Source organism: Alphaproteobacteria bacterium (assembly GCA_016699305.1).
Classification (GTDB): Bacteria; Pseudomonadota; Alphaproteobacteria.
Map to the genome: position 1 here is coordinate 690,630 of CP064970.1, position 19,415 is coordinate 710,044.

General features: G+C 57.8%; 18 protein-coding genes. 13 read left to right on the forward strand and 5 right to left on the reverse strand.

Annotation, left to right across the window (positions count from 1 at the left end):
• Positions 1 to 7: 7 nt before the first annotated feature.
• The 7 genes from IPI58_03210 to IPI58_03240 all read left to right on the forward strand — a co-directional run bounded on the left by IPI58_03210 (position 8) and on the right by IPI58_03240 (position 6,129).
• Entirely contained in the window at positions 8 to 997 is a 990-nt protein-coding gene (locus IPI58_03210; protein QQR69676.1) for a hypothetical protein, read from the forward strand.
• An 87-nt stretch (positions 998 to 1,084) separates the two neighbouring features.
• The gene (gene lptB, locus IPI58_03215) at positions 1,085 to 1,837 is read left to right on the forward strand and encodes an LPS export ABC transporter ATP-binding protein (GenBank protein ID QQR69677.1); all 753 of its coding nucleotides are present in this window, start codon (positions 1,085 to 1,087) and stop codon (positions 1,835 to 1,837) included.
• A gap of 9 nt (positions 1,838 to 1,846) precedes the next feature.
• Positions 1,847 to 3,244 (forward strand): RNA polymerase factor sigma-54, encoded by a 1,398-nt coding sequence (gene rpoN, locus IPI58_03220; GenBank protein ID QQR69678.1) that lies wholly within the window; start codon positions 1,847 to 1,849, stop codon positions 3,242 to 3,244.
• Between the two features lie 88 nt (positions 3,245 to 3,332).
• Complete coding sequence (locus IPI58_03225; protein ID QQR69679.1) at positions 3,333 to 3,767, forward strand: transcriptional repressor; 435 nt, start codon at positions 3,333 to 3,335, stop codon at positions 3,765 to 3,767.
• A 273-nt stretch (positions 3,768 to 4,040) separates the two neighbouring features.
• Positions 4,041 to 4,463: a rubrerythrin gene (locus IPI58_03230; GenBank protein ID QQR69680.1), complete on the forward strand. Its 423-nt coding sequence runs from the start codon at positions 4,041 to 4,043 to the stop codon at positions 4,461 to 4,463.
• A 78-nt stretch (positions 4,464 to 4,541) separates the two neighbouring features.
• Complete coding sequence (locus tag IPI58_03235) at positions 4,542 to 5,939, forward strand: glycerol-3-phosphate dehydrogenase (protein ID QQR70027.1); 1,398 nt, start codon at positions 4,542 to 4,544, stop codon at positions 5,937 to 5,939.
• Positions 5,920 to 6,129 (forward strand): hypothetical protein, encoded by a 210-nt coding sequence (locus IPI58_03240; protein ID QQR69681.1) that lies wholly within the window; start codon positions 5,920 to 5,922, stop codon positions 6,127 to 6,129. Before IPI58_03235 ends, IPI58_03240 begins: the two co-directional genes overlap by 20 nt.
• Before the next feature lie 625 nt (positions 6,130 to 6,754).
• Here IPI58_03240 and nuoF read toward each other — a convergent pair.
• Together nuoF and nuoE are read right to left on the reverse strand one after the other, a co-directional pair.
• Entirely contained in the window at positions 6,755 to 8,041 is a 1,287-nt protein-coding gene (gene nuoF, locus IPI58_03245) for an NADH-quinone oxidoreductase subunit NuoF (protein QQR69682.1), read from the reverse strand.
• Positions 8,042 to 8,045: 4 nt separating this feature from the next.
• Entirely contained in the window at positions 8,046 to 8,600 is a 555-nt protein-coding gene (gene nuoE, locus IPI58_03250) for an NADH-quinone oxidoreductase subunit NuoE (GenBank protein ID QQR69683.1), read from the reverse strand.
• A gap of 114 nt (positions 8,601 to 8,714) precedes the next feature.
• On the opposite strand from nuoE, the gene IPI58_03255 reads away from it, so the two are divergent.
• The 5 genes from IPI58_03255 to IPI58_03275 all read left to right on the forward strand — a co-directional run bounded on the left by IPI58_03255 (position 8,715) and on the right by IPI58_03275 (position 13,964).
• On the forward strand, positions 8,715 to 9,389 hold the full coding sequence (locus IPI58_03255; GenBank protein ID QQR69684.1) for a DUF3592 domain-containing protein: 675 nt from the start codon (positions 8,715 to 8,717) through the stop codon (positions 9,387 to 9,389).
• 150 nt (positions 9,390 to 9,539) lie between these two features.
• The gene (locus tag IPI58_03260; protein QQR69685.1) at positions 9,540 to 10,220 is read left to right on the forward strand and encodes a DUF3592 domain-containing protein; all 681 of its coding nucleotides are present in this window, start codon (positions 9,540 to 9,542) and stop codon (positions 10,218 to 10,220) included.
• A gap of 110 nt (positions 10,221 to 10,330) precedes the next feature.
• Positions 10,331 to 11,824: an insulinase family protein gene (locus IPI58_03265; GenBank protein ID QQR69686.1), complete on the forward strand. Its 1,494-nt coding sequence runs from the start codon at positions 10,331 to 10,333 to the stop codon at positions 11,822 to 11,824.
• A 368-nt stretch (positions 11,825 to 12,192) separates the two neighbouring features.
• The gene (locus IPI58_03270) at positions 12,193 to 12,618 is read left to right on the forward strand and encodes a hypothetical protein (GenBank protein QQR69687.1); all 426 of its coding nucleotides are present in this window, start codon (positions 12,193 to 12,195) and stop codon (positions 12,616 to 12,618) included.
• 32 nt (positions 12,619 to 12,650) lie between these two features.
• On the forward strand, positions 12,651 to 13,964 hold the full coding sequence (locus IPI58_03275) for an alpha/beta fold hydrolase (protein ID QQR69688.1): 1,314 nt from the start codon (positions 12,651 to 12,653) through the stop codon (positions 13,962 to 13,964).
• Between the two features lie 11 nt (positions 13,965 to 13,975).
• Here the strand turns inward: IPI58_03275 and mutL are convergent, their stop codons facing one another.
• From mutL to thrS, 3 genes are all read right to left on the reverse strand, one after another.
• Positions 13,976 to 15,817, reverse strand: coding sequence for a DNA mismatch repair endonuclease MutL (mutL, locus tag IPI58_03280; protein QQR69689.1), 1,842 nt, complete (start codon positions 15,815 to 15,817; stop codon positions 13,976 to 13,978).
• Between the two features lie 12 nt (positions 15,818 to 15,829).
• A complete protein-coding gene (locus IPI58_03285; GenBank protein QQR69690.1) occupies positions 15,830 to 16,177 on the reverse strand; it encodes a tautomerase family protein in 348 nt (115 codons plus the stop codon).
• Positions 16,178 to 16,297: 120 nt separating this feature from the next.
• Positions 16,298 to 18,103 carry a threonine--tRNA ligase gene (gene thrS / locus IPI58_03290; GenBank protein QQR69691.1) on the reverse strand — a complete coding sequence of 602 codons (1,806 nt, stop codon included), beginning with the start codon at positions 18,101 to 18,103 and terminating at the stop codon, positions 16,298 to 16,300.
• Positions 18,104 to 18,199: 96 nt separating this feature from the next.
• Here thrS and IPI58_03295 point away from each other — a divergent pair, with 96 nt between their 5' ends.
• Positions 18,200 to 19,357, forward strand: coding sequence for a site-specific DNA-methyltransferase (locus IPI58_03295; protein ID QQR69692.1), 1,158 nt, complete (start codon positions 18,200 to 18,202; stop codon positions 19,355 to 19,357).
• The last annotated feature ends 58 nt before the right edge of the window (positions 19,358 to 19,415 follow it).

Here is a 19,415-nt window from a genome sequence, read left to right on the forward strand (position 1 = left end):
TAGGCGCATGACGGTGCGGAACATGATGATGACTTCACGAAAAGATTTGGCCTGCGGTCTGCTATGGGTGGCCCTGGCATGGACGCCAGGCGCAGCGTCCTTGGCCCAAGCGGCTCCTGCTGCCCCGAAGGCCGCCGATGCGCAGCCAGCTGGCGCATCGTCCTTACCGGGCACGGGAAGCGACAAACCGATCGAAGTAACCGCCGACGAATCCCTGGAATGGCGGCGCGAAGAAGGCATGTATGTGGCCAAGGGCCGCGCGCGGGCGGTGCAAGGCGATGTGGCGGTGACCGCCGATCTGCTGACCGCATCGATGAAAAACAAAGCGGGGCAAAAGCAGGATCGTATCGTGCTGCTCACGGGAACCGGCCATGTGGCGGTCGAAAGCGGACGTTACAAGGCGACCGGCAGCGAGGGCAGCTTTGACGCCGAAACCGGCATGGGCGTCTTGACCGGCGAAGGCCTGCAGATGACATCCGATGATATGACCGTCACGGCACGCGATGCCTTGGAATACTGGCAGAATACGCGTTTGGCCGTGGCGCGCGGCAATGCCGAGATGATCCGCGCCGACGGCACGCATATCAAGGCCGATGAGCTTGTCGCCCAAATGCGCGACTCCTCGGCAAAACCCGCCACGGGCAATGGTGCGATGGATGTTCAGCAGGTGGATGCGCGGGGGCATGTGCATATCTCTATGCCTCAGGGCATGGCACAATGCGATCGCGCCAGCTTTGACCCCGTGCGCAATCTCACTCAGCTGTTCGGACATGTCCGAGTTGTACGCGGCACCACGGTTCTGATCGGGGACGTGGTGGAAATGAATATGGCCACCGGTGTCAGTCGCCTGGTCAGTAAGAGTGGCGAGCGCGTACGCGCCTTCCTGGTCCCGGGCGGCCCATCATCGGGCAGCAAAACGGACGCTTCGGCGGGGATCGACGGCCTTCTGGCCCCCATACCCGGCCAAAAGCGCCCTAAAGACGCCCCACGGCCATGACAAAGCGGTGGATGGTGCCTGTGCATATGGTTTCTCTTGCAGCCTCAATTGTTGTATGACGGTCTGCGAGCATATGGCTAAGGTTCTATGATGACGACTTCCGAATCTCCCAAAGGCGCTCAAGGATTACGCGCCGAGCATCTGGGCAAGACCTATCGTAAGCGGCCTGTGCTGCAAGATGTCAGTGTGCGTCTGGATCGCGGCGAGATCGTCGGCCTGCTGGGGCCCAACGGCGCCGGCAAAACGACATGCTTTTACATGCTGACCGGTCTTATCCCCGCCGATTACGGCACGATCACCATGGACGGGCATGATGTGACCGCCCTGCCCATGTATCGGCGCGCTCGGCTGGGCTTGGGCTATCTGCCACAGGAAGCCTCCGTCTTTCGTGGGCTTTCGGTCGAGAACAACATCCGCGCCGTCCTAGAAACCGTGGAACGCCGCCGCGACGTGCGCGAGGCCATGCTTGACGACCTATTGGCTGAATTTTCACTGGAGCATCTGCGCCGCGCCCCTGCTTTGGCTCTGTCGGGCGGAGAAAGGCGGCGGGTGGAAATCGCCCGCGCCTTGGCCACGCGTCCGCATTTCCTGTTGCTCGATGAACCCTTGGCCGGAATCGACCCGATCGCCCTTGGCGATCTGCGCGACCTGATCCGCCATTTGCGCGACCGGGGCCTTGGCGTTCTCATCACCGACCACAATGTGCGCGAGACGCTGGATATCGTGGATCGGGCCTATATTTTGCACGATGGGCGCGTCCTGATGGAAGGAAAGCCCGAACAAATTGTTGGAAATCAGGATGTTAGGCGCGTTTACTTAGGCGAAAGGTTCGCTTGGTAGCGTCGCTATATGGCGATCGAACCACGTCTGGAACTGCGCCAGGGAGCCTCCCTGGTTTTGACACCGCAATTGCAACAGGCCATCAGTCTGCTGCAAATGTCGAATGTCGAATTGTCGTCTTGGCTTCAGACCGAGATGGCGCAAAATCCTTTTCTGGAAACCGCCGCGCCAGACCCTGACTCGTTGGGTGATGCCGGCGCAGACGAAGCTCCCCAAGCGCCAGCCCTGACCGTGCAAGCACGCGACCGCAGTAATCGCCAATCCTCGGGTTCCGATGGCCATTCCTTACTGGATCAATTGCCTGGCAGACCCGAAAACCTGCGCGAGCATCTATGGGCGCAGATCGAAGTGGATATCCCCGCCGGCCCCGAACGTCTGGTGGCGTTAAGCCTGATGGAGAATCTGGACGAGTCCGGTTATCTGACCGCCGACCTTCCCAGCCTGGCCCAAAGCCTGGGCTGTCCGATCGAGAAGATCGAAGCCGTCCTAGAAAGAGTGCAAGGCTTCGACCCGCCCGGCATCTTCGCCCGTTCGCTGAAGGAATGCCTGAGTTTGCAGCTGAAGGATCAAGGCCGCTTCAGCTTGCCCATGCAAAAGCTTTTGGATCATCTGGATCTTTTGGCGCGGCGCGAAATGGACAAACTGTCACGCGCCTGCGGCGTCGATGCCGCGCAAATCTCGGCCATGGTCGCCGAATTGCGTCTGCTGGACCCCAAGCCAGCTTTGGTCTTCAACGCGCCGACGGCCGATGTCATACAGCCCGATGTGCTGATGCGACCAGCTCCCGCCAATGAAGGCCGAGCCTGGCGCGTTGAGCTGAATCCGGAAACCCTGCCTCGTGTTCTGGTCAATGAGCAATATTTCGCAACGGTACGCGCACAGACCCGGCAAGGCGAAGCGCGATCCTATATGACCGAACGCTTCCAGGCCGCCAATTGGCTGGTGCGCGCCCTGCACCAACGCGCCACCACTTTGTTGAACGTGGCTTCCGAAATCGTCCGTCAGCAAGAGGCGTTCTTTGTGCATGGCGTGCATTGCCTGCGCCCCATGATGCTGCGCGACATCGCCAAAGTGGTCGAAGTGCATGAATCCACAGTCAGTCGCGTGGTCGCCAATAAATTCATGTCCACGCCGCGCGGCACCTTTGCGCTGAAATCGTTTTTCTCGAACGCCCTGAGCGCCTCGGATGGCCAAGCCGACCATTCGGTGACCTCGGTACGCCATCGCATTCGCGAACTCATTAATACCGAAACAACGACCCATATCCTTTCCGACGAAGGCTTATGCCTGCGCCTACGCGAAGAAGGCGTGGATATCGCCCGGCGCACCGTCGCTAAATACAGGGAGTCCATGCACATCCCCCCCGCATGCCAGCGTCGCCGCGACAGTCGTTTACATGCTTCGTGAGCAAGGGCGGCCGCGACATAATGCCACGACCATCTCGCCTCGCATGGAATAACTTGCCAGTGAACTATTTCGGCTTAGACTGGTCGGGATGAAGCAGAGTCCACCCATTCAACGCATCACTGAGAAATTGCGCGGCATGGGCATACGCCCCACGCGCCAGCGCGTGGCGTTGGCAAGCCTCTTGTTTGCCGACCGTGACCGACATGTGACGGCCGAGATTCTGCACGGTGAGGCTGTGAAACAGCGCATAAATGTATCCCTTGCAACCGTCTACAACACGTTGAATCAATTCACACGGCACGGCATATTGCGTGAAGTGCATTTGGATTCGGACGTTTGTTGGTTTGATACCAACACATCGCCACACCACCATTTCATCTTTGATAGTTCGGGCAAGGTTTGCGACATTGATCCAGACAGCCTTCGCATTGAAGGTATGCCCGCCTTACCGGAAGGCCACCACATTCATCATATCGAGTTGGTTATCCATCTGGCCTCTACCGAAGAGTTGCCTCGCCCATAAATCTATCTCCGACTATCCCCCGACATGCCCGTCACGGTGAACTGCGGCAATTGGTCGCCTTGGTCTCGCACATCGAGCCCTATACTCAAAACCTTGTTAAGATGCGGGGCGCGGAAAGCTTGCATATATTTAGAATTGTTCTAAATATGTAGGTATCGAGTTCCCATGCATCCGAGCCTGGCAACTATGATCTTCACCGTTGTGGGGCTAGGCAACCGATCGGTCCATCACGGTGAAACCCTTTCATCACTCACACTCCTGGGGAGACACGTCATGAGCAGCTTAAAAGGCAGCAAAACCGAACAGAATCTGAAAGACGCCTTCTCCGGCGAAAGCCAGGCGAACCGTCGTTACCTGTATTTCGCTCAAAAGGCCGATGTGGAAGGCTATAACGATGTGGCCGCCGTGTTCCGTTCGACCGCCGAGGGCGAAACCGGCCACGCGCATGGCCATCTGAAATACCTGGAAGAGGTAGGCGACCCAGCCACGGGCGAGCCGATTGGCGACACAAACGCCAACCTCAAGGCCTCCATCGCAGGCGAAACGCATGAATACACCGACATGTATCCAGGCATGGCACGCACCGCGCGTGATGAGGGCTTCGAGGAAATCGCCGAATGGTTCGAGATCCTGGCGCGGGCCGAGAAGTCCCATGCTGGTCGTTTCCAGAAAGCCTTGGACAGCATTGCTGGTTAAAACGAAAAGAGTATCATGGCGCACTGGCCGGGGCGGTTATCCGTCCCGGCCAGTGCCAGCCGATTGAGGAACTTGATTATGCGTGAAGGTGGTTTGGAAGCTCCCCGGCGTCATCCCGTGGCCTGGAAAGAAGACGACTTCTGGGACGAGGCCAAATTGGATGCCGAACTGCGCCGTGTCTATGACATCTGCCACGGATGCCGTCGTTGCTTTAACTTGTGCGAATCTTTTCCGCGCCTATTCGATTTGATCGACGCCACAGCCAGCGGCGAAATGGAGGATGTGTCCAGCCAGGACTTCCCCTCGATCGAAAAGGCATGCACCTTGTGCGATATGTGCTATCAGGCCACCTGTCCTTATGTGCCGCCGCATGAATTCAATCTGGATTTTCCGCATCTGATGCTGCGCGCCCGCGCCGTGCGACGCAAGAAAGAGGGCAGTCCTTGGGCCGAGGTTCAACTGACCCAAACAGACCGCAACGGCGCGATGGCGCGGCTGGCACCGGAAATAGCCAATTGGTTGACCGATACCCGCAATCAACCCGCCCGCGTCGCCTTGGAGAAAGTGGCGCAGGTGGATCGCCGCGCTGCATTGCCCCAATATCACGGAAAAACCCTGGTCATGCAGGCACGGGAAAACCCACCCGTTGTCAACGCCAAGGCCCCCGCCTATGGCAAGCGCAAGGCCGTGGTCTATGCTACTTGTTTCAGTAATTACAATAACCCGGCTATCGGCATGGCGGCTCTAGCCGTGCTGGCCCATTGCGGGGTCGAGACCGAGGTGGTGTATCCGCGCTGCTGCGGCATGCCACAACTGGAGCAGGGCGACCTGGGCGGCGTGAATAAGCATGCCGCTACGGTGGCCGAGGCGCTTTCTCCATGGATCGACAAGGGATATGACGTGATCGCCCTGGTGCCCAGTTGTGCCCTAATGCTGAAAAGCGAATGGCCCCTCTTGGTTCCCACCGATGCTCCGCACCGCGCCTTAGTGCAAAAACTGGCCACGGCCAGTTACGACATCAGCGAATATGTGATCAGCCTCGCCAAGCGCGAAGGCGTACCCGATCAGCTCAAAGTTTTAGAAGGCGGGATCACGTTACATATTGCCTGCCACGCGCGCGCACAGAATATCGGCCTTAAAGCGGCCGAGATGTTGCGCCTTATCCCCGGCCAGGCTGTCAAGGTCATCGAACGTTGCTCGGGACATGGCGGATCGTGGGGCGTGCTGAAGGAGAATTTCGATTCCGCGCTCAAGGTCGGCAAGCCTGTGATGCGGCAAGCCGCTCAGGAAAAGAGCGCCTATCTGGCCTCGGAATGCCCCCTGGCGGGCGCGCATATCGCCCAAGGCATGGAGCTGATGGCACAGCAGGTGGTCGTTAGCCAAAGCGGCGCGTTATGCGACCCCGCCGCCGTCACGCCTCAATCGCGGCACCCCATCGAACTTATGGCCTTGGCCTATGGACTCGAAAACACCTAACCCATCGCCGCCAGGCGATGTCCTGTTCGAGCTGACGCGCATCGGCGATATCGTCAAGGTCACCGCCGTGGACGTACACACCGGCACCGAGGTCAGCTTGCAAGGCCCCACCAGTGCTGGCGAGATTCTCTTGCGCCAACGCGCTTTGCAAAAACTGCGCTATGTGATGCAAAAGCGTAAAGGGGATTGATAGCAAGGCGGCAGGTAATACCCCGCCGCCTTGCTATAGATAAATGTCTAGATTATGTGGGGCCGTACGCATCTCGGTACGAACCCGTACATACGGGCTTCAGGCGAATTCGACGAACAACCTGGAGGCAGGGGGCGGCTTGGCCTAGTGTTCGCTTTCTTGATGCTTGGCTTAGTCGGTCGCTTCTCATACATCCTTAGAATGACAATGTTCTCTTTCCCGTCGCCTGTTGGCTTTTCTGTCGTCATGTTGATCTCCCCGACCGCTTTTGAAGGCGGTCTTTTCTGTGCTGTCCGACCCAGCTTGGGAAAAGCCGGTGTGGGCCGATCACCGCAGACGCCGACAAAACGCCCCATAACCCGGAACGCCCTGTCAGCGGGGCCTGAGAAAACCGATTTGGTGTTGTCGTGAAGACGGATTCGCCGCCCAAGACTTCACACGCGCATCGCCCCAAACCCTCTGGGAACCGCAGCATGTGTCTTGTTGGCTGCGGCGCTTTAGCTTTTCGTGACGCGGTGCAAGCTGCCCCATCAAATCCCGCGAGCCGTTCAGGCGGCCAACCATGAGGGAAGGCTAACCCCAGCTTAAAATAACGTCAATGCGGCATTTGATTGCATGATCAAGGCTAATGTTCATGTGTCTCAGGCTCAGACGATGATGCCACCATCCGCTTTTCCATCTCGCCCCTAAAATGCCGGATCAGGCCTTGCACCGGCCAACCGGCGGCATCGCCATGGGCGCAGATGGTGTGGCCTTCGATCTGGCGGGTGATCGCCAAAAGATCGTCGATGTCATGTGGTACCGCCTGTCCCGAGGCTATTTTTTCCATGCGCCGCCATACCCAGCCCGTGCCCTCGCGACAGGGCGTGCATTGGCCGCAGGATTCATGCATGTAAAAACGCGATAAACGCGCGATGGCGCGCACGATATCCGTGCTGCGATCCATCACGATCACGCCTGCCGTGCCCAGCCCCGATTGAGCGGCACGCAAGGAATCGAAATCCATCAAGACCGTCTCGCACACCTCTTTGGGAATAAGAGGCGTGGATGACCCGCCCGGGATCACGGCCAACAGATTGTCCCACCCGCCGCGCACACCGCCCGCGTGACGCTCGATCAGCTCACGCAGCGGAATGCCCATTTCCTCTTCCACCGTGCAGGGCTTTTCCACATGGCCCGAGATGCAAAACAGCTTGGTGCCGGTGTTTTTGGGCCGACCCAGCGCGGCAAACCACGCTCCGCCCTTGCGCAGAATATCGGGCACGCAGGAGATACTTTCCACATTGTTGATGGTGGTTGGGCAGGCATACAGCCCCGCTTGGGCCGGAAAGGGCGGCTTGTTGCGCGGCAATCCGCGCTTGCCCTCCAGGCTTTCCAACAAAGCGGATTCTTCGCCGCAGATATAGGCCCCCGCGCCACGATGCACATGGCATTCCAGGTTCCAACCCGAACCGCAGGCATTGCGGCCCAGCAAACCCGCCGCATTGGCCTCGTCGATCGCATCGGCCAGAATCCGCGCCTCACGCGCGAATTCGCCACGCACATAGATATAGGCGCGATGCGCGCCGATGGCGAAGGCGGCCAATAGCACGCCCTCAAGCAGCATGTGCGGATCATGGCGCAGAATATCGCGGTCCTTGCAGGTGCCCGGCTCGCTCTCATCCGCGTTGACGACCAAATAATGCGGCAGATTGTCGTCTTTGGGCATAAAGGACCACTTCATACCGGTGGAGAATCCCGCCCCGCCGCGACCGCGCAGACCGCTATCGATCATCTCCTTGATGATCGCCTCGCGCCCCTTGGCCAACAGAGCTTTAGTGTCCGCCCAGCGGCCACGGCGGCGCGCCGCGTCCAGATTCCAGCCTTGCTCTCCGTGCAGATTGGTGAAGATGCGATCGGCGTCTTGCAGCATGGTCCTAATCCGCCTTGTCGTTTTGAAGACGTTCGATCAAGGCCTCGGTCTTCGCTTCGTCCAAGTCTTCGTGATAATCCTCGTTCACCTGAATCACGGGCGCGTTCACGCAGGCTCCCAGACATTCGACCTCGGACAAGGTGAACTGCCCATCGGGCGTGGTTTGGCCCGGTTCGATGCCCAATTTGCGGCGGCACACATGCATCACGCCTTCGGAGCCGCGCAGCCAGCATGGTGTGGTGGTGCATACCTGCAGATGCCAGCGCCCCACGGGCCGCGTATTGAGCATGGAATAGAAGCTGGCGACCTCATGCACCCGCATACGCGGCATCGCCAGATAATCCGCCACATAGTCCAAGGCCGCAGGTGGCAGCCAGTGATGATTCTGTTCTTGGGCCAATTGCAGCAGGGGTAAGACCGCGCTGGCCTGGTGTCCCGCCGGATAGCGCGCCACGATCTGCCCAGCCTTGTCCAGGTTCTCGGGCGTAAAGGAAAAGCCTGACGTTTCAGAGCCAGACAACGGCAAAGCGGCAGCGGAACCGGACACGGCAACCCTCATTCAATCGATGACCCAGCTTGCCCCAAGGGGCCAGATGGCGCAACCATGGGGGAGAGTTTTAACACATCTTCAATATGCTGGTCGAAACCGATGGAGCGCTGCAAAGGAATCGACATGTCCAAATTCGGCTTGATGGCCGTTCTTTTCGGAGCGGTCTTTGTGGGTCTAGCGCTATGGCAGGGCCAGGAAACACAAGATTTTCTGGCTGTCAGCGTGCGCGTACCGGGAAAGGTGATCCAAATGGAGGCAAGCCATGGCTCGGACTCCACCACCTATCGCCCCATTTTTGAATACACCACCAAAGACGGCCAGACGCTGACCCATCGCTCGGAGATGAGCAGCAATCCGCCCACTTATCATAGAGGCGAAGAAGTTGAGGTTCTGTATGATCCCGCCTACCCCGAAAAGGCAAAGATCAATGGATTTTTCAGCCTATGGGGATTGCCAGTAATCTTGGGCGCGTTCGGTTGCGTGCCGCTTTTGATCGGTCTTTTTATGGGCATGGCTCATGCCGCGCGGCAACAGCTCCGCGCCAGGCTAGAACGTTTTGGAAACAAGCTGCACTGCAAAGTGACCGATGTCAGCCAGAACACCTCATTTCATGTCAATGGCCGCTCTCCCTGGCGCATCACGGCGCTGGGACAAGTATCGGCCCAACCGATGGAATTCCACAGTCACAATTTATGGAAGGGTCGCCCTGTTCAAACCGAGGCCGCAGGCCATGTCGATGTCCTGTACGATCCCGCCGATCCCAAAAAATATGTGATGCTGGTGGCCGAGGACGATTAACGCGAGCGACGATGCTATCGTAACTAATTCATAAATAATAGATATGCATTTAGATTCATCGACATCATGCAACTGTACTCTTCAATCATTTTTCAGTTTTGTATCCGAGAATGATCCCGTCTAACAGAACACCGCCGGGGAGAGGACAACATGGATGCTCGTCATTATCTAGGAATGATCGCGGGCTTAGTCTTCATGGGTGTCGCTGGCTGGATGGGCTGGCAGAGTTTCGAATTTGTCGCGAGCAGCACATCGGCCGAAGGTGAGGTCGTCAAGATTCAAGAAAGTGTCAGTTCCAGGAGGCGCTATCGCCCTGTCGTCGAATTCACAACCGAAGACGGGCGGACAATTCGTTTTGTGGGATCTGGCTCGGTCCCTGCTATGTACGAAAAGGGAGAAACCGTCAGTGTTCTGTATAATCCCGACCACCCAGAGGGTGCCAAGATCGATTCTCTCCTCGATTTATGGGGAGGGCCGCTGGTCTTGGGTTTCTTCGGCAGCATCCCTTTTCTAGCTTTATTGAACACGCGCGCGGCAGATAACCGTCGCCGCCAATTGGTCAATGATATGGGGCACACGGGAACGCGCTTGCGCTGCAAAGTCATCAGCGTCAAGCAAGACCGTTCGATCAAAGAAGACGGATCATACCCCTGGCGCGTGATCGCCCAGGGCGATCCCACAGGCCACGGCGCACTCATGGAATTCCGCAGCCAAGACCTATGGAACGGTCGCCCCATCGGCGTGGAGTCGGTGGGCTATATTGACGTCCTCATCAACCCCACGAATCCCCAAGACTATGTGATGCTGGTGCCCGGATACGATAAGACCTGAGTTTGCTTTTATCCGTGGGCGGTGCGCCAAACTTCCCCCCGCTTTTTTGTGGCGCATGTATATTCGTTTCGTAAGATTAAATATCTTGATCCTTATTGTGAGGCGGACATATGGCTACATATCAACAATTTGCCGATGGCGAAGAAATGACCATCCTGGACAACGGCATGCATGTGATGACGAAAACCGACCGTACTGATCCAGTAGTGGCTATGAAGGTCCAGGTTGTGAATACGGGTATGTATTATGAAGATCACCGGGGTGCTCGAGAGACTGAGATGAGTCATATTCTAGAGCATGTCGTCGCTAAGGGTTCGATTCGTCATGGAGTGTTTGCGCCTTATTCAGATCTAATTGATGAACTGAGCTACACGGCTATTGGTTCTAACGCGACCACGAATAACCATTCGACAAATTATGCCCTAGATAAAAATACGAATCCCATACAAGTCCTAAAGGAATATGAAGGGCAAGAAGACTGGAGGATAATTTTAGAAGCAAATCTAGATATGTGTTTCTATCCAAACTTTGAAAACAATATTGTGGAAGCAGAGTATCTGGCAGTCAAGAATGAAACGAGTGGGTATGCCTATAGAGAAGAACAAGACAAAAATGCGCTCAAATATCGAGAATTAACGAGAGCGTTTTATCCAGAAATTAGAAATTATCGTCTATCTGATACAGAAAGACTAAATGCGTTGCTGTCGCGCCCGGTGACGGCAGAGCGACTGGAGGAATTCTGGCTCCAACACTATCATCCGTCGGCTATTCGCGTGTCTGTCTGTGGAGATATCACGCACCAGGAAGTGGTGGATGTCTGTTCGCACGCTGCATATAACAGAAGAAATGAGCCTTTGGCCCAGCGAGGCTTTGGACGCCTGCTGCAGCAAGACGCCGATATTCGTATTCCAGATCCAATGGCTGAGATATGCAGTTTCTCACTGGTATTTGGCGACAACGAAGCAAGCGGTTCCCTTGAGAATTCTCCGCGTGGCGACCAAATAAAAATGCTATATGAAAAAATATTTTCTCATGAGTTGTTGCTTGAATTGCGGCATAATCGCAGACTTGTTTATGGTTGCTCTGTGAATCATGCTATTTTGTTCAGCGATAACCAAAACTTCATGGCCATTGAGACGAGTTGTTTGCCACAAGACGTGCTTGGTATGACCAAAGGCATTCTGAGCGTTAGTGAAAGGCTTCTAGAAAAACCAACAATTGTGGAAGAAATTCTTGAGAAAATAATAAGAACTGAGAAGAAACAAGATTGCATGGATGCAAGACTTTTTCCCAAAGGATATGCGAAGAGAAATATAGATGCTTTGGAAGTGTATGGAACGATCATGCCACCTTCATGCACGCGGGAGATAAGATATTCTATTACGCCGCCTGAGATCATGTCCTACCACGCGCAGCGTTTATGCGCTTCGGCCATGGGTATCTTGACATATGGCAATACAGAACATGCGCCGCCATTTGAGCAAGTGAAAGACGCGCTATCGAGTTTGGGGCGTTCTTATTCGCCATCTTCATCTTGCACGCGACCTGGTGGCATCAGACAAAGGGGCGAAGACTTCCGGACTGGTCCATCACCTGCAAAGTGATATCGGCAAAGTGACGCCGATCCCCGGATACGACAAGACCTGAGTTTGCTTTTATCCGTGGGCGGTGCATGATGGTTCCGGTTTATTCGGAGGTCCGTTCATGTCCGCGCCTTGATATCGTCTATGTAGGCTCGGATTCGTGCGGACCGATCAAGCTATGCTTTCCTACCCACCGCCCAATGCGCCCAGATGGATGATGTGATGGCCCTATATCGGTGCTGTGCCATTATGAACTGCACTGGCACTTGCCCCAAGAACCTCAACCCCAGCCGTGCCATTTCCGGAATTAAAAAGCGTTTGGCGGCGGAGTAACCCGCGCCTAGGATGTTGCCACCTGTTCCTTCACGCAGCTTCTAGGAGAACGTGCGATGGTCAATACCTTCAAGAGCAAGGCCTTTGTCCTGTCGGCGCTGAGCGCCTTCGCCATCTGGTCGATCATCGACTTTCTGGTGCATGGCGTGTTGCTGATGCCCAGCTATCAGGCGACCGCGCATCTATGGCGACCGATGGAGGAGATGAAGCAGGCGATGATGCATCTGTCGGTGCTGCTGTCGGCCTTGGCCTTTGTCGCGCTTTATGCCGCCGTAGTTTCCAGCAAGACGCTGCGTAGCGGCCTGAATTTTGGCGCGCTCTTTGGTTTGTCCGTGGGAATCAGCATGGGGCTTGGCACCTATAGCTATATGGACATTCCCTTTCCCATGGCCATGACCTGGATGTGCGCCGAGATCGTGCGCTGCGTATCCGCAGGTGCGGCTATGGGCCTGATTTATAAGGCCGTAGGTAAAAAAGCCTAAGCTTCACGCCATCATTCTCAAGAGGTGTCTCCATGCCCCTAGCCAATCCTGTCATCGTCATTCCCGGCATCACGGCCACCTATCTGCGCGACGAATACACCGTGCCGCCGGAGGTGGTTTGGTCGGTGACGGGCAAGGAGTTCGAGCGTTCGACGCTGCACCCCGACGATCGACGCTATGAGGTCAAGGAACCGGCCCGCGTCCGCGCCGATCAAGTATTCGAGGTGGCCTATCGTGAATTGATCGAAGAGCTGCGGCACAATCTATCGCCCAGTGCCGATAAGCCCGTGCCGGTCTATCCCTTTGGCTATGACTGGCGCAAACCCTTGGCGCAGATCGAGGCCGATCTGGCCGATTTCGTGGAAGAGGTGATCGCCCGTACCAAGCTGATGCGGCATTACGATCAAGACGGCTATGCCAAAGCGCCCAAGGTCAATCTGGTCGGCCATTCGATGGGCGGCTTGATTGTTGCCGGATACATGCAGCGCACGGGCGCGGCGTGCAAAGTAGGTAAAGTGGCCAGCCTGGCCTCGCCCTTGCGCGGCTCGCTGGAAGCCGTGCTGCGCGTGGCCACCGGCACGGCCAATATGGGCGGGGGCGATGCCTCGTCACGCGAACGCGAAGCGGCGCGTCTGACTCCGGCTCTATATCACCTGTTGCCCAGTTTCCCCGGCGCGTTCGACTTTGCCCCCGGTCTGCCGTCTTCGATCTATGACCGCAGGGCTTGGCAGCCGGGCATCGTCTCTACTTTGACCGAGTTCGTGCGTCTGCATGGCCTAAGGCCCGCGCAGGCGGATGTTCAAGCGACCCAATTGCTGGATTCCATGCTCGACGAAGCGCGGCGTCACCGCGAAAGGTTAGAATCCTTCACGTTGCCCTCGGCGGGGCTGAGTGTGGACGACTGGCTATGCGTGGTCGGCGCGAACAGCACGACGCGCGTTCACCTGACCATCGGCGTCAACGGCCAGGGCCAGCCCGAATTTAACTTGAAGAACAACGACCGCCGCAACAATTGGGACAACGCCGATCCCGCTCGACGCGTCGAGACCGGCGATGGCACGGTGCCGTATATGGGGGCTTTGTCCTCGTTCATTCCCCTGGACAAGATCGTATGCGTCACGCCGGACGATTACGGCTATTGGGAAGTGCAAGACCGCTTGCTCTCCGCAGCTTCGGGATTCCACGGAATCTTGCCCAATATGGACATGCTGCACCGCCTGATCGTCTGTCACTTCACCAGCGGCGTGGCCGGGCCACGCGGTAATATCTGGGGCCGCCGCGCACCCAACCTATCCCCCAGCATCGCCTGGAACCCACCGATAAAGGGACTAAAGGAAGCGAAGTAAAGGACGCGGTCCTATCGCCGCTCGAACAGCTTTTCGATATCCGCCAGGCATAGGGTGATATGCGTGGGGCGGCCATGATTGCATTGGCCACTATGGGGGGTTTGTTCCATGTCGCGCAGTAAGGCGTCCATTTGTGCCAGGTTCAAACGGGTGCCGGCGCGGATCGCGCCGTGACAGGCGATGGTGGCGCATCGATGCTCGATGCCTTCGCGCACCGCAAAACCCTCGCCATGCTCCAAGATTTCCTCGGCCAGATCACGCAGCAAAGCGGCTATTTCGATGCGGCCTTGCAGCAAAGCGGGAATGGCGCGCACCAGCACCGCCGCATCGCCAAAGCGTTCAACCTCAAAGCCCCAAGAGGTCAGCTCGGGCAGATGCGCGCTTAAGGCCTCGGCGGCGCGTATGTCCAGCTCCACCACTTCGGGAGTCAGCAACCCCTGACTGGCTAAAGCGCCGTTTTGAATGGCGGCCTTCAAGCGTTCGTGCAGCAAGCGTTCATGCGCGGCGTGTTGATCCACCAGGATCATGCCATCTGGAGTCTCGGCCACGATATAGGCCCGGTGCAACTGGGCGCGGGGAATTCCGAGCGGGCCGGTTTCATCCCAATTCTGTGCCTGCTCGACAGGCGCGGGAAAATCGCCGGGCAAGGGTTCCGCCGCCTGCATGGCCAAAGCCAAACTGCCCTGAGCCAGCGCCGCCCCCGGACGCGCATCGCCCATGCCTGCATATCCACGTCCGGCATAAGAGGAAGCGTATCGCGCACCGCCGCCTATATGGGGCGATGGAGCCTGGAACGAGGGTTGAAACGCCGACAAAGCCTCGGTGCTTAAATGCCCGGAAGTGCGATGCGATTCCTGGGCCAGCCGCGCGCGCAATCCCCCCACGATCAACGAACGCACGGCTTCGGTGTCACGAAAGCGCACCTCGGTCTTGGCGGGATGCACGTTCACATCCACTTCGCGCGGCGGCACATCAAGGAATAAAGCCACCATCGGGAAACGGCCATGCGGGATCAGATCGCCATATCCCGCCCGCACCGTGCCCAACAGAGAACGGTCGCGCAAAGGCCGCCCATTGACGAACAGATATTGATGCCGCGCCGTCGCTTGGTTGGCCGTGGGCAAGGAAATCGTGCCTTCAAGACGCAAAGAGCCACGCTCGGCGTTCACGGACAAGGCCGACTCGCCGATGCTTTCGCCCAGCACCGCGCGCAGACGGGCCAGGCTGCCCGGCGCGGAATCGGAATCCGCGCAAGCCTCGACGCGCCAGGGCCGGCGGCCATCTTCGTTCAATGTGAAGGCGACTTGCGGCCAGGCCAAAGCCAGACGCTCGACCACTTCCATGATCGCGCCATATTCGGTGCCGTCCGAGCGCAAGAATTTAAGCCGCGCAGGCGTAGCGCAAAACAGATCGCGCACCTCGATCCGCGTGCCATGATGCGGCAGGCTGGCAGGCACAGGAACGCCCAGACGGCCACAATCCACCGCCAAGCTCCATGCCTGCGAGGCCCCGCGCGCCAAGCTTGTGACCACCATGCGACTGACCGAAGCGATGGAGGGCAAAGCCTCGCCGCGAAAGCCGAAACTGTGGATATCGAACAAATCATCGTCGGGAAGCTTGGATGTCGCGTGACGCTCCAGCGCCAGGGCCAATTCGTCCCGCTCCATGCCGTCGCCGTCATCTTGTATGATGATCAATGCCTTGCCAGACTGCCGCAAGGTGATCTCGATCCGCCGCGCGCCCGCATCAATCGCGTTCTCCGCCAGCTCCTTGACGACCGAGGCGGGACGTTCGACCACTTCGCCGGCGGCGATGCGGTTGATCAGATGTTCGGGCAGGCGGCGGATCGTCATGGCGGTGGGTGGCTAGCCAAATGTCTTGTTGTTGCATCCCCAATTGGCCCCGGGGACGTCGGTGATATTCACATAGACGCGCTTGGGATGGATGCCCAAGGCCTCGCCCAATGTCTCACACAGGCCCTTGGTCAGGGCAAGGGCCTGTTCCGTGCTGGGCTTACCGATCGAGCGCAGATCGACGAAGGCGGTCGGCCCGGCCTCACCCGCCATGGTCATGGTGCCTGATACGAAAGATGTCATCATGACGCCGGGGGGCTTGCCCAATATCTCAGACACATTCTCTGCAAGCGTCAGTAAAAGCTTTTCCTGGGCCGCGCGCGGGGTTTCGACAGAGGTACACAAGCTCAGATAAGGCATGAATTCACCTCCTTAATGTCGTGGACCGTCCCGCCAGGGTTAATGCCGCAAAGCATCCTGGGGAGGAACGATCTTACACGAAATCGCCCCTAAAAGAAAGCGCGCACCGGACAGGCGTGGTTAACGCCGCGCTGTTGTCTCTTCGATCAAGCGGGTGCGGATGGCATCCAGCGCGGTTGGGCCCATATTTTCGCCGCTGCGCAGACGCATGGCGGCGGTTTTGTCCGCCGCCTCGCGGTCGCCCACGACCAGGATATAGGGAATCTTTTGCATCTCGGCTTCGCGGATCTTCTTTTGCATGCGCTCGTTGCTGTCATCCACCGCAACGCGCAGGCCGCCGGTCATCAGTTCCTCTTGCACCTGCCGCGCATAGGGCACATGGCGATCCGCAATCGGCACCACGACGGCCTGAACAGGTGCCAGCCATAGCGGGAAGGCACCGGCATGATGTTCGATCAGCACGCCTAGGAAGCGTTCGAAAGATCCCAAAATGGCGCGGTGGATCATCACCGGCACAATCTTATCGCCCGCCTCGTCGATATAGGAGGCTTCCAAACGCTCGGGGATCACGAAATCGAGCTGATAGGTGCCGCATTGCCAATCGCGTCCGATGGCATCGCGCAACACGAATTCCAGCTTAGGCCCATAGAACGCCCCTTCGCCCGGATTAAGCGTGTAGGTCAATCCCGCCTCCTCCACGGCTTCCTTCAACGCCGCCTCGGCCTTGTCCCATACCTCGTCCGAACCGGCGCGCACGGGCGGACGGTCGGAGAATTTCACGCAGAAGTCCTGATAGCCAAAAGCCGCATAGACACGGCGCAGCAGATCGCAAAAGGCGATCGTCTCGGCCTTGACCTGGCCGGGCGTACAGAAAATATGCGCGTCGTCTTGCACAAAGGCGCGGGTGCGCATGATCCCGTGCAAGCTTCCCGAAGACTCGTTGCGATGGCACGCGCCGAACTCGGCCATGCGAATGGGTAAATCGCGGTAGCTTTTCAGGCCCTGCTTGAAGATTTGCACATGGCACGGGCAGCTCATGGGCTTAAGAGCCAGAACACGTTCCTCATCGGCCTGGGTGGTGAACATGTTTGCGCGGAATTTTTCCCAGTGGCCCGATTTCTCCCACAAGACCCGATCCAACAATTGCGGCGTCTTGACCTCGACATATCCTTCCCGCGCGAGTTGCTCGCGGATGAATTGCTCGACAATCAACCACAGCGTCCAGCCCTTGGGATGCCAAAACACGCTGCCAACGGCTTCTTCTTGGATATGGAACAGGCCCAATTCGCGTCCCAGACGGCGATGATCGCGCCTCTCGGCCTCGGCCAGCTGGTGCAGATGGAAATCCAATTCATCTTGCGTTGCGAAACACACGGCATGGATGCGCTGCAATTGCGGATTCTCGGGCTTGCCGCGCCAATAGGCGCCGGCCAGGGCCATCAGCTTGAAGGCTCCCGTCTTGCCCGAATGGGCCACATGGGGGCCACGGCACAAATCGGTGAAGTCGCCCAAGCTGTAAAAGGACACGCTGTCCACCCCGGCCTTTTCGCCGTCATCGGCCACGCCGGCATCGCCGGTTTCCTCGGCCACGGCGGTGCTGCCGCGCTCACGCAGCAAATTCAGCAATTCCACTTTATAGGGCTGACCAGCCTTATCCATCACCTCGATGGCTTGGGTGATCGGCACCTCTTTGCGTTCGATCGGCAAGGCCTTACCAGCCAATTGGCGCATCGTCTGTTCGATCTTCTCCAGGTCCTCAAGCTGCAAGGGCTGGGGCAATTCCATATCGTAATAGAAGCCGCGCTCAGTGGCAGGACCAACGCCAAAGCGGGTGCCGGGCCATAATTTTTGCACGGCAGCGGCCATCAGATGAGCGCAAGAATGGCGCATGGTCTGCAATTCATCGGCTGAAATCGGCTTGGACATTGTGTTCGGTCTCCCGATCGAAAGAGTGGACGAGATGGGCACAACACACCTAATATCCGCCAAGATTGCTTAAAGGGCCGCGCCGCGTCAACTGTCATGAATCAACCGAAAAGCCCGTCCCTGCCCGGTCTGCCGCTGGATACGATCATCCAGGGCGATTGCCGTGAAGGGCTGGCATCTCTGCCCGAGGCTTGCCTGGACCTGGTTTTCGCCGATCCGCCCTATAATTTGCAGTTACAAGGCAAATTGCTTCGCCCCAATCAAAGCAAGGTCGATGGCGTGGATGATGAATGGGACAAATTTGCCTCGTTCAAAGAATACGACGCCTTCACCGAATCATGGCTGACCGGCTGCCGCCGCGCCATGAAGGACGAGGCCAGCTTGTGGGTCATCGGCAGTTACCACAATATCTTTCGCATCGGCGCGATGCTGATGGATATGGGGTTTTGGATCATCAATGACGTGATCTGGCACAAGACGAATCCTATGCCCAATTTTCGCGGCACACGGTTTCAAAACGCCACGGAAACCATGATCTGGGCGCAAAAATCGGGCGGAGGGAAAAATCCCACGTTCAACTATCACGCCATGAAGCGGTTGAACGACGATAAGCAGATGGGCAATGTGTGGAACATCCCGCTATGCACCGGCTCTGAGCGCATAAAAGGCGTGGACGGCGTCAAGGCGCATGCGACGCAAAAACCTCTGCAATTGCTGTACCGCGTGATTCTGGCCTCCTCCAACCCTGGCGATGTGGTGCTGGACCCGTTCATGGGTAGCGGCACGACCGCCGCCGCCGCGCGCATCTTGGGACGGCGTTTTATCGGATTCGAGGCGGATCCGGGTTATGTAAGCGTGGCGCGGCAACGCCTAGAGGGGCTGGAGGCCGTGGCCGAGCCGGAATTGCTGCTCTCGCCCAGTCGCCGCGACAGGCCCCGCCTGCCCTTTTCGGCCTTGGTGGAGAGCCAGGCCATTCCGGCCGGTACAAAACTGTATTCCCGCAACCGGCGACATGAAGGCGTGGTGATGGCCGATTCCTCGGTCAAGACCAAGGCCGGCATCGGCTCGATCCACAAGTCCGGTGCGCTGGTCCAAGATTTGCCCGCCTGCAACGGATGGGATTTTTGGCACCTTGAAGACGCGCAAGGCGCTTTGCGCCCCTTGGATGAATGCCGGCAAAAAGCCTTGGAAAACAGCGGAAGTTCTGATACCGATACATCATCAGTCCCAGCAAAAGGCCAAGCGGCGGCCTGAACGGCGCGATGATCCTTCCGTCCGGCTCCATACGGGGCTAGACTGCCGCCATCCTCAC

Coding starts and splice junctions, on each gene's coding strand:
- IPI58_03225 (QQR69679.1), top strand. CDS start 3,333: ATGAAGCAGAGTCCACCCATTCAACGCATCACTGAGAAATTGCGCGGC.
- rpoN (QQR69678.1), top strand. CDS start 1,847: ATGGCGATCGAACCACGTCTGGAACTGCGCCAGGGAGCCTCCCTGGTT.
- thrS (QQR69691.1), bottom strand. CDS start 18,103: ATGTCCAAGCCGATTTCAGCCGATGAATTGCAGACCATGCGCCATTCT.
- IPI58_03260 (QQR69685.1), top strand. CDS start 9,540: ATGGATGCTCGTCATTATCTAGGAATGATCGCGGGCTTAGTCTTCATG.
- IPI58_03270 (QQR69687.1), top strand. CDS start 12,193: ATGGTCAATACCTTCAAGAGCAAGGCCTTTGTCCTGTCGGCGCTGAGC.
- nuoF (QQR69682.1), bottom strand. CDS start 8,041: ATGCTGCAAGACGCCGATCGCATCTTCACCAATCTGCACGGAGAGCAA.
- IPI58_03230 (QQR69680.1), top strand. CDS start 4,041: ATGAGCAGCTTAAAAGGCAGCAAAACCGAACAGAATCTGAAAGACGCC.
- IPI58_03265 (QQR69686.1), top strand. CDS start 10,331: ATGGCTACATATCAACAATTTGCCGATGGCGAAGAAATGACCATCCTG.
- IPI58_03275 (QQR69688.1), top strand. CDS start 12,651: ATGCCCCTAGCCAATCCTGTCATCGTCATTCCCGGCATCACGGCCACC.
- mutL (QQR69689.1), bottom strand. CDS start 15,817: ATGACGATCCGCCGCCTGCCCGAACATCTGATCAACCGCATCGCCGCC.
- nuoE (QQR69683.1), bottom strand. CDS start 8,600: ATGAGGGTTGCCGTGTCCGGTTCCGCTGCCGCTTTGCCGTTGTCTGGC.
- IPI58_03210 (QQR69676.1), top strand. CDS start 8: ATGACGGTGCGGAACATGATGATGACTTCACGAAAAGATTTGGCCTGC.
- lptB (QQR69677.1), top strand. CDS start 1,085: ATGATGACGACTTCCGAATCTCCCAAAGGCGCTCAAGGATTACGCGCC.
- IPI58_03240 (QQR69681.1), top strand. CDS start 5,920: ATGGACTCGAAAACACCTAACCCATCGCCGCCAGGCGATGTCCTGTTC.
- IPI58_03235 (QQR70027.1), top strand. CDS start 4,542: ATGCGTGAAGGTGGTTTGGAAGCTCCCCGGCGTCATCCCGTGGCCTGG.
- IPI58_03295 (QQR69692.1), top strand. CDS start 18,200: ATGAATCAACCGAAAAGCCCGTCCCTGCCCGGTCTGCCGCTGGATACG.
- IPI58_03255 (QQR69684.1), top strand. CDS start 8,715: ATGTCCAAATTCGGCTTGATGGCCGTTCTTTTCGGAGCGGTCTTTGTG.
- IPI58_03285 (QQR69690.1), bottom strand. CDS start 16,177: ATGCCTTATCTGAGCTTGTGTACCTCTGTCGAAACCCCGCGCGCGGCC.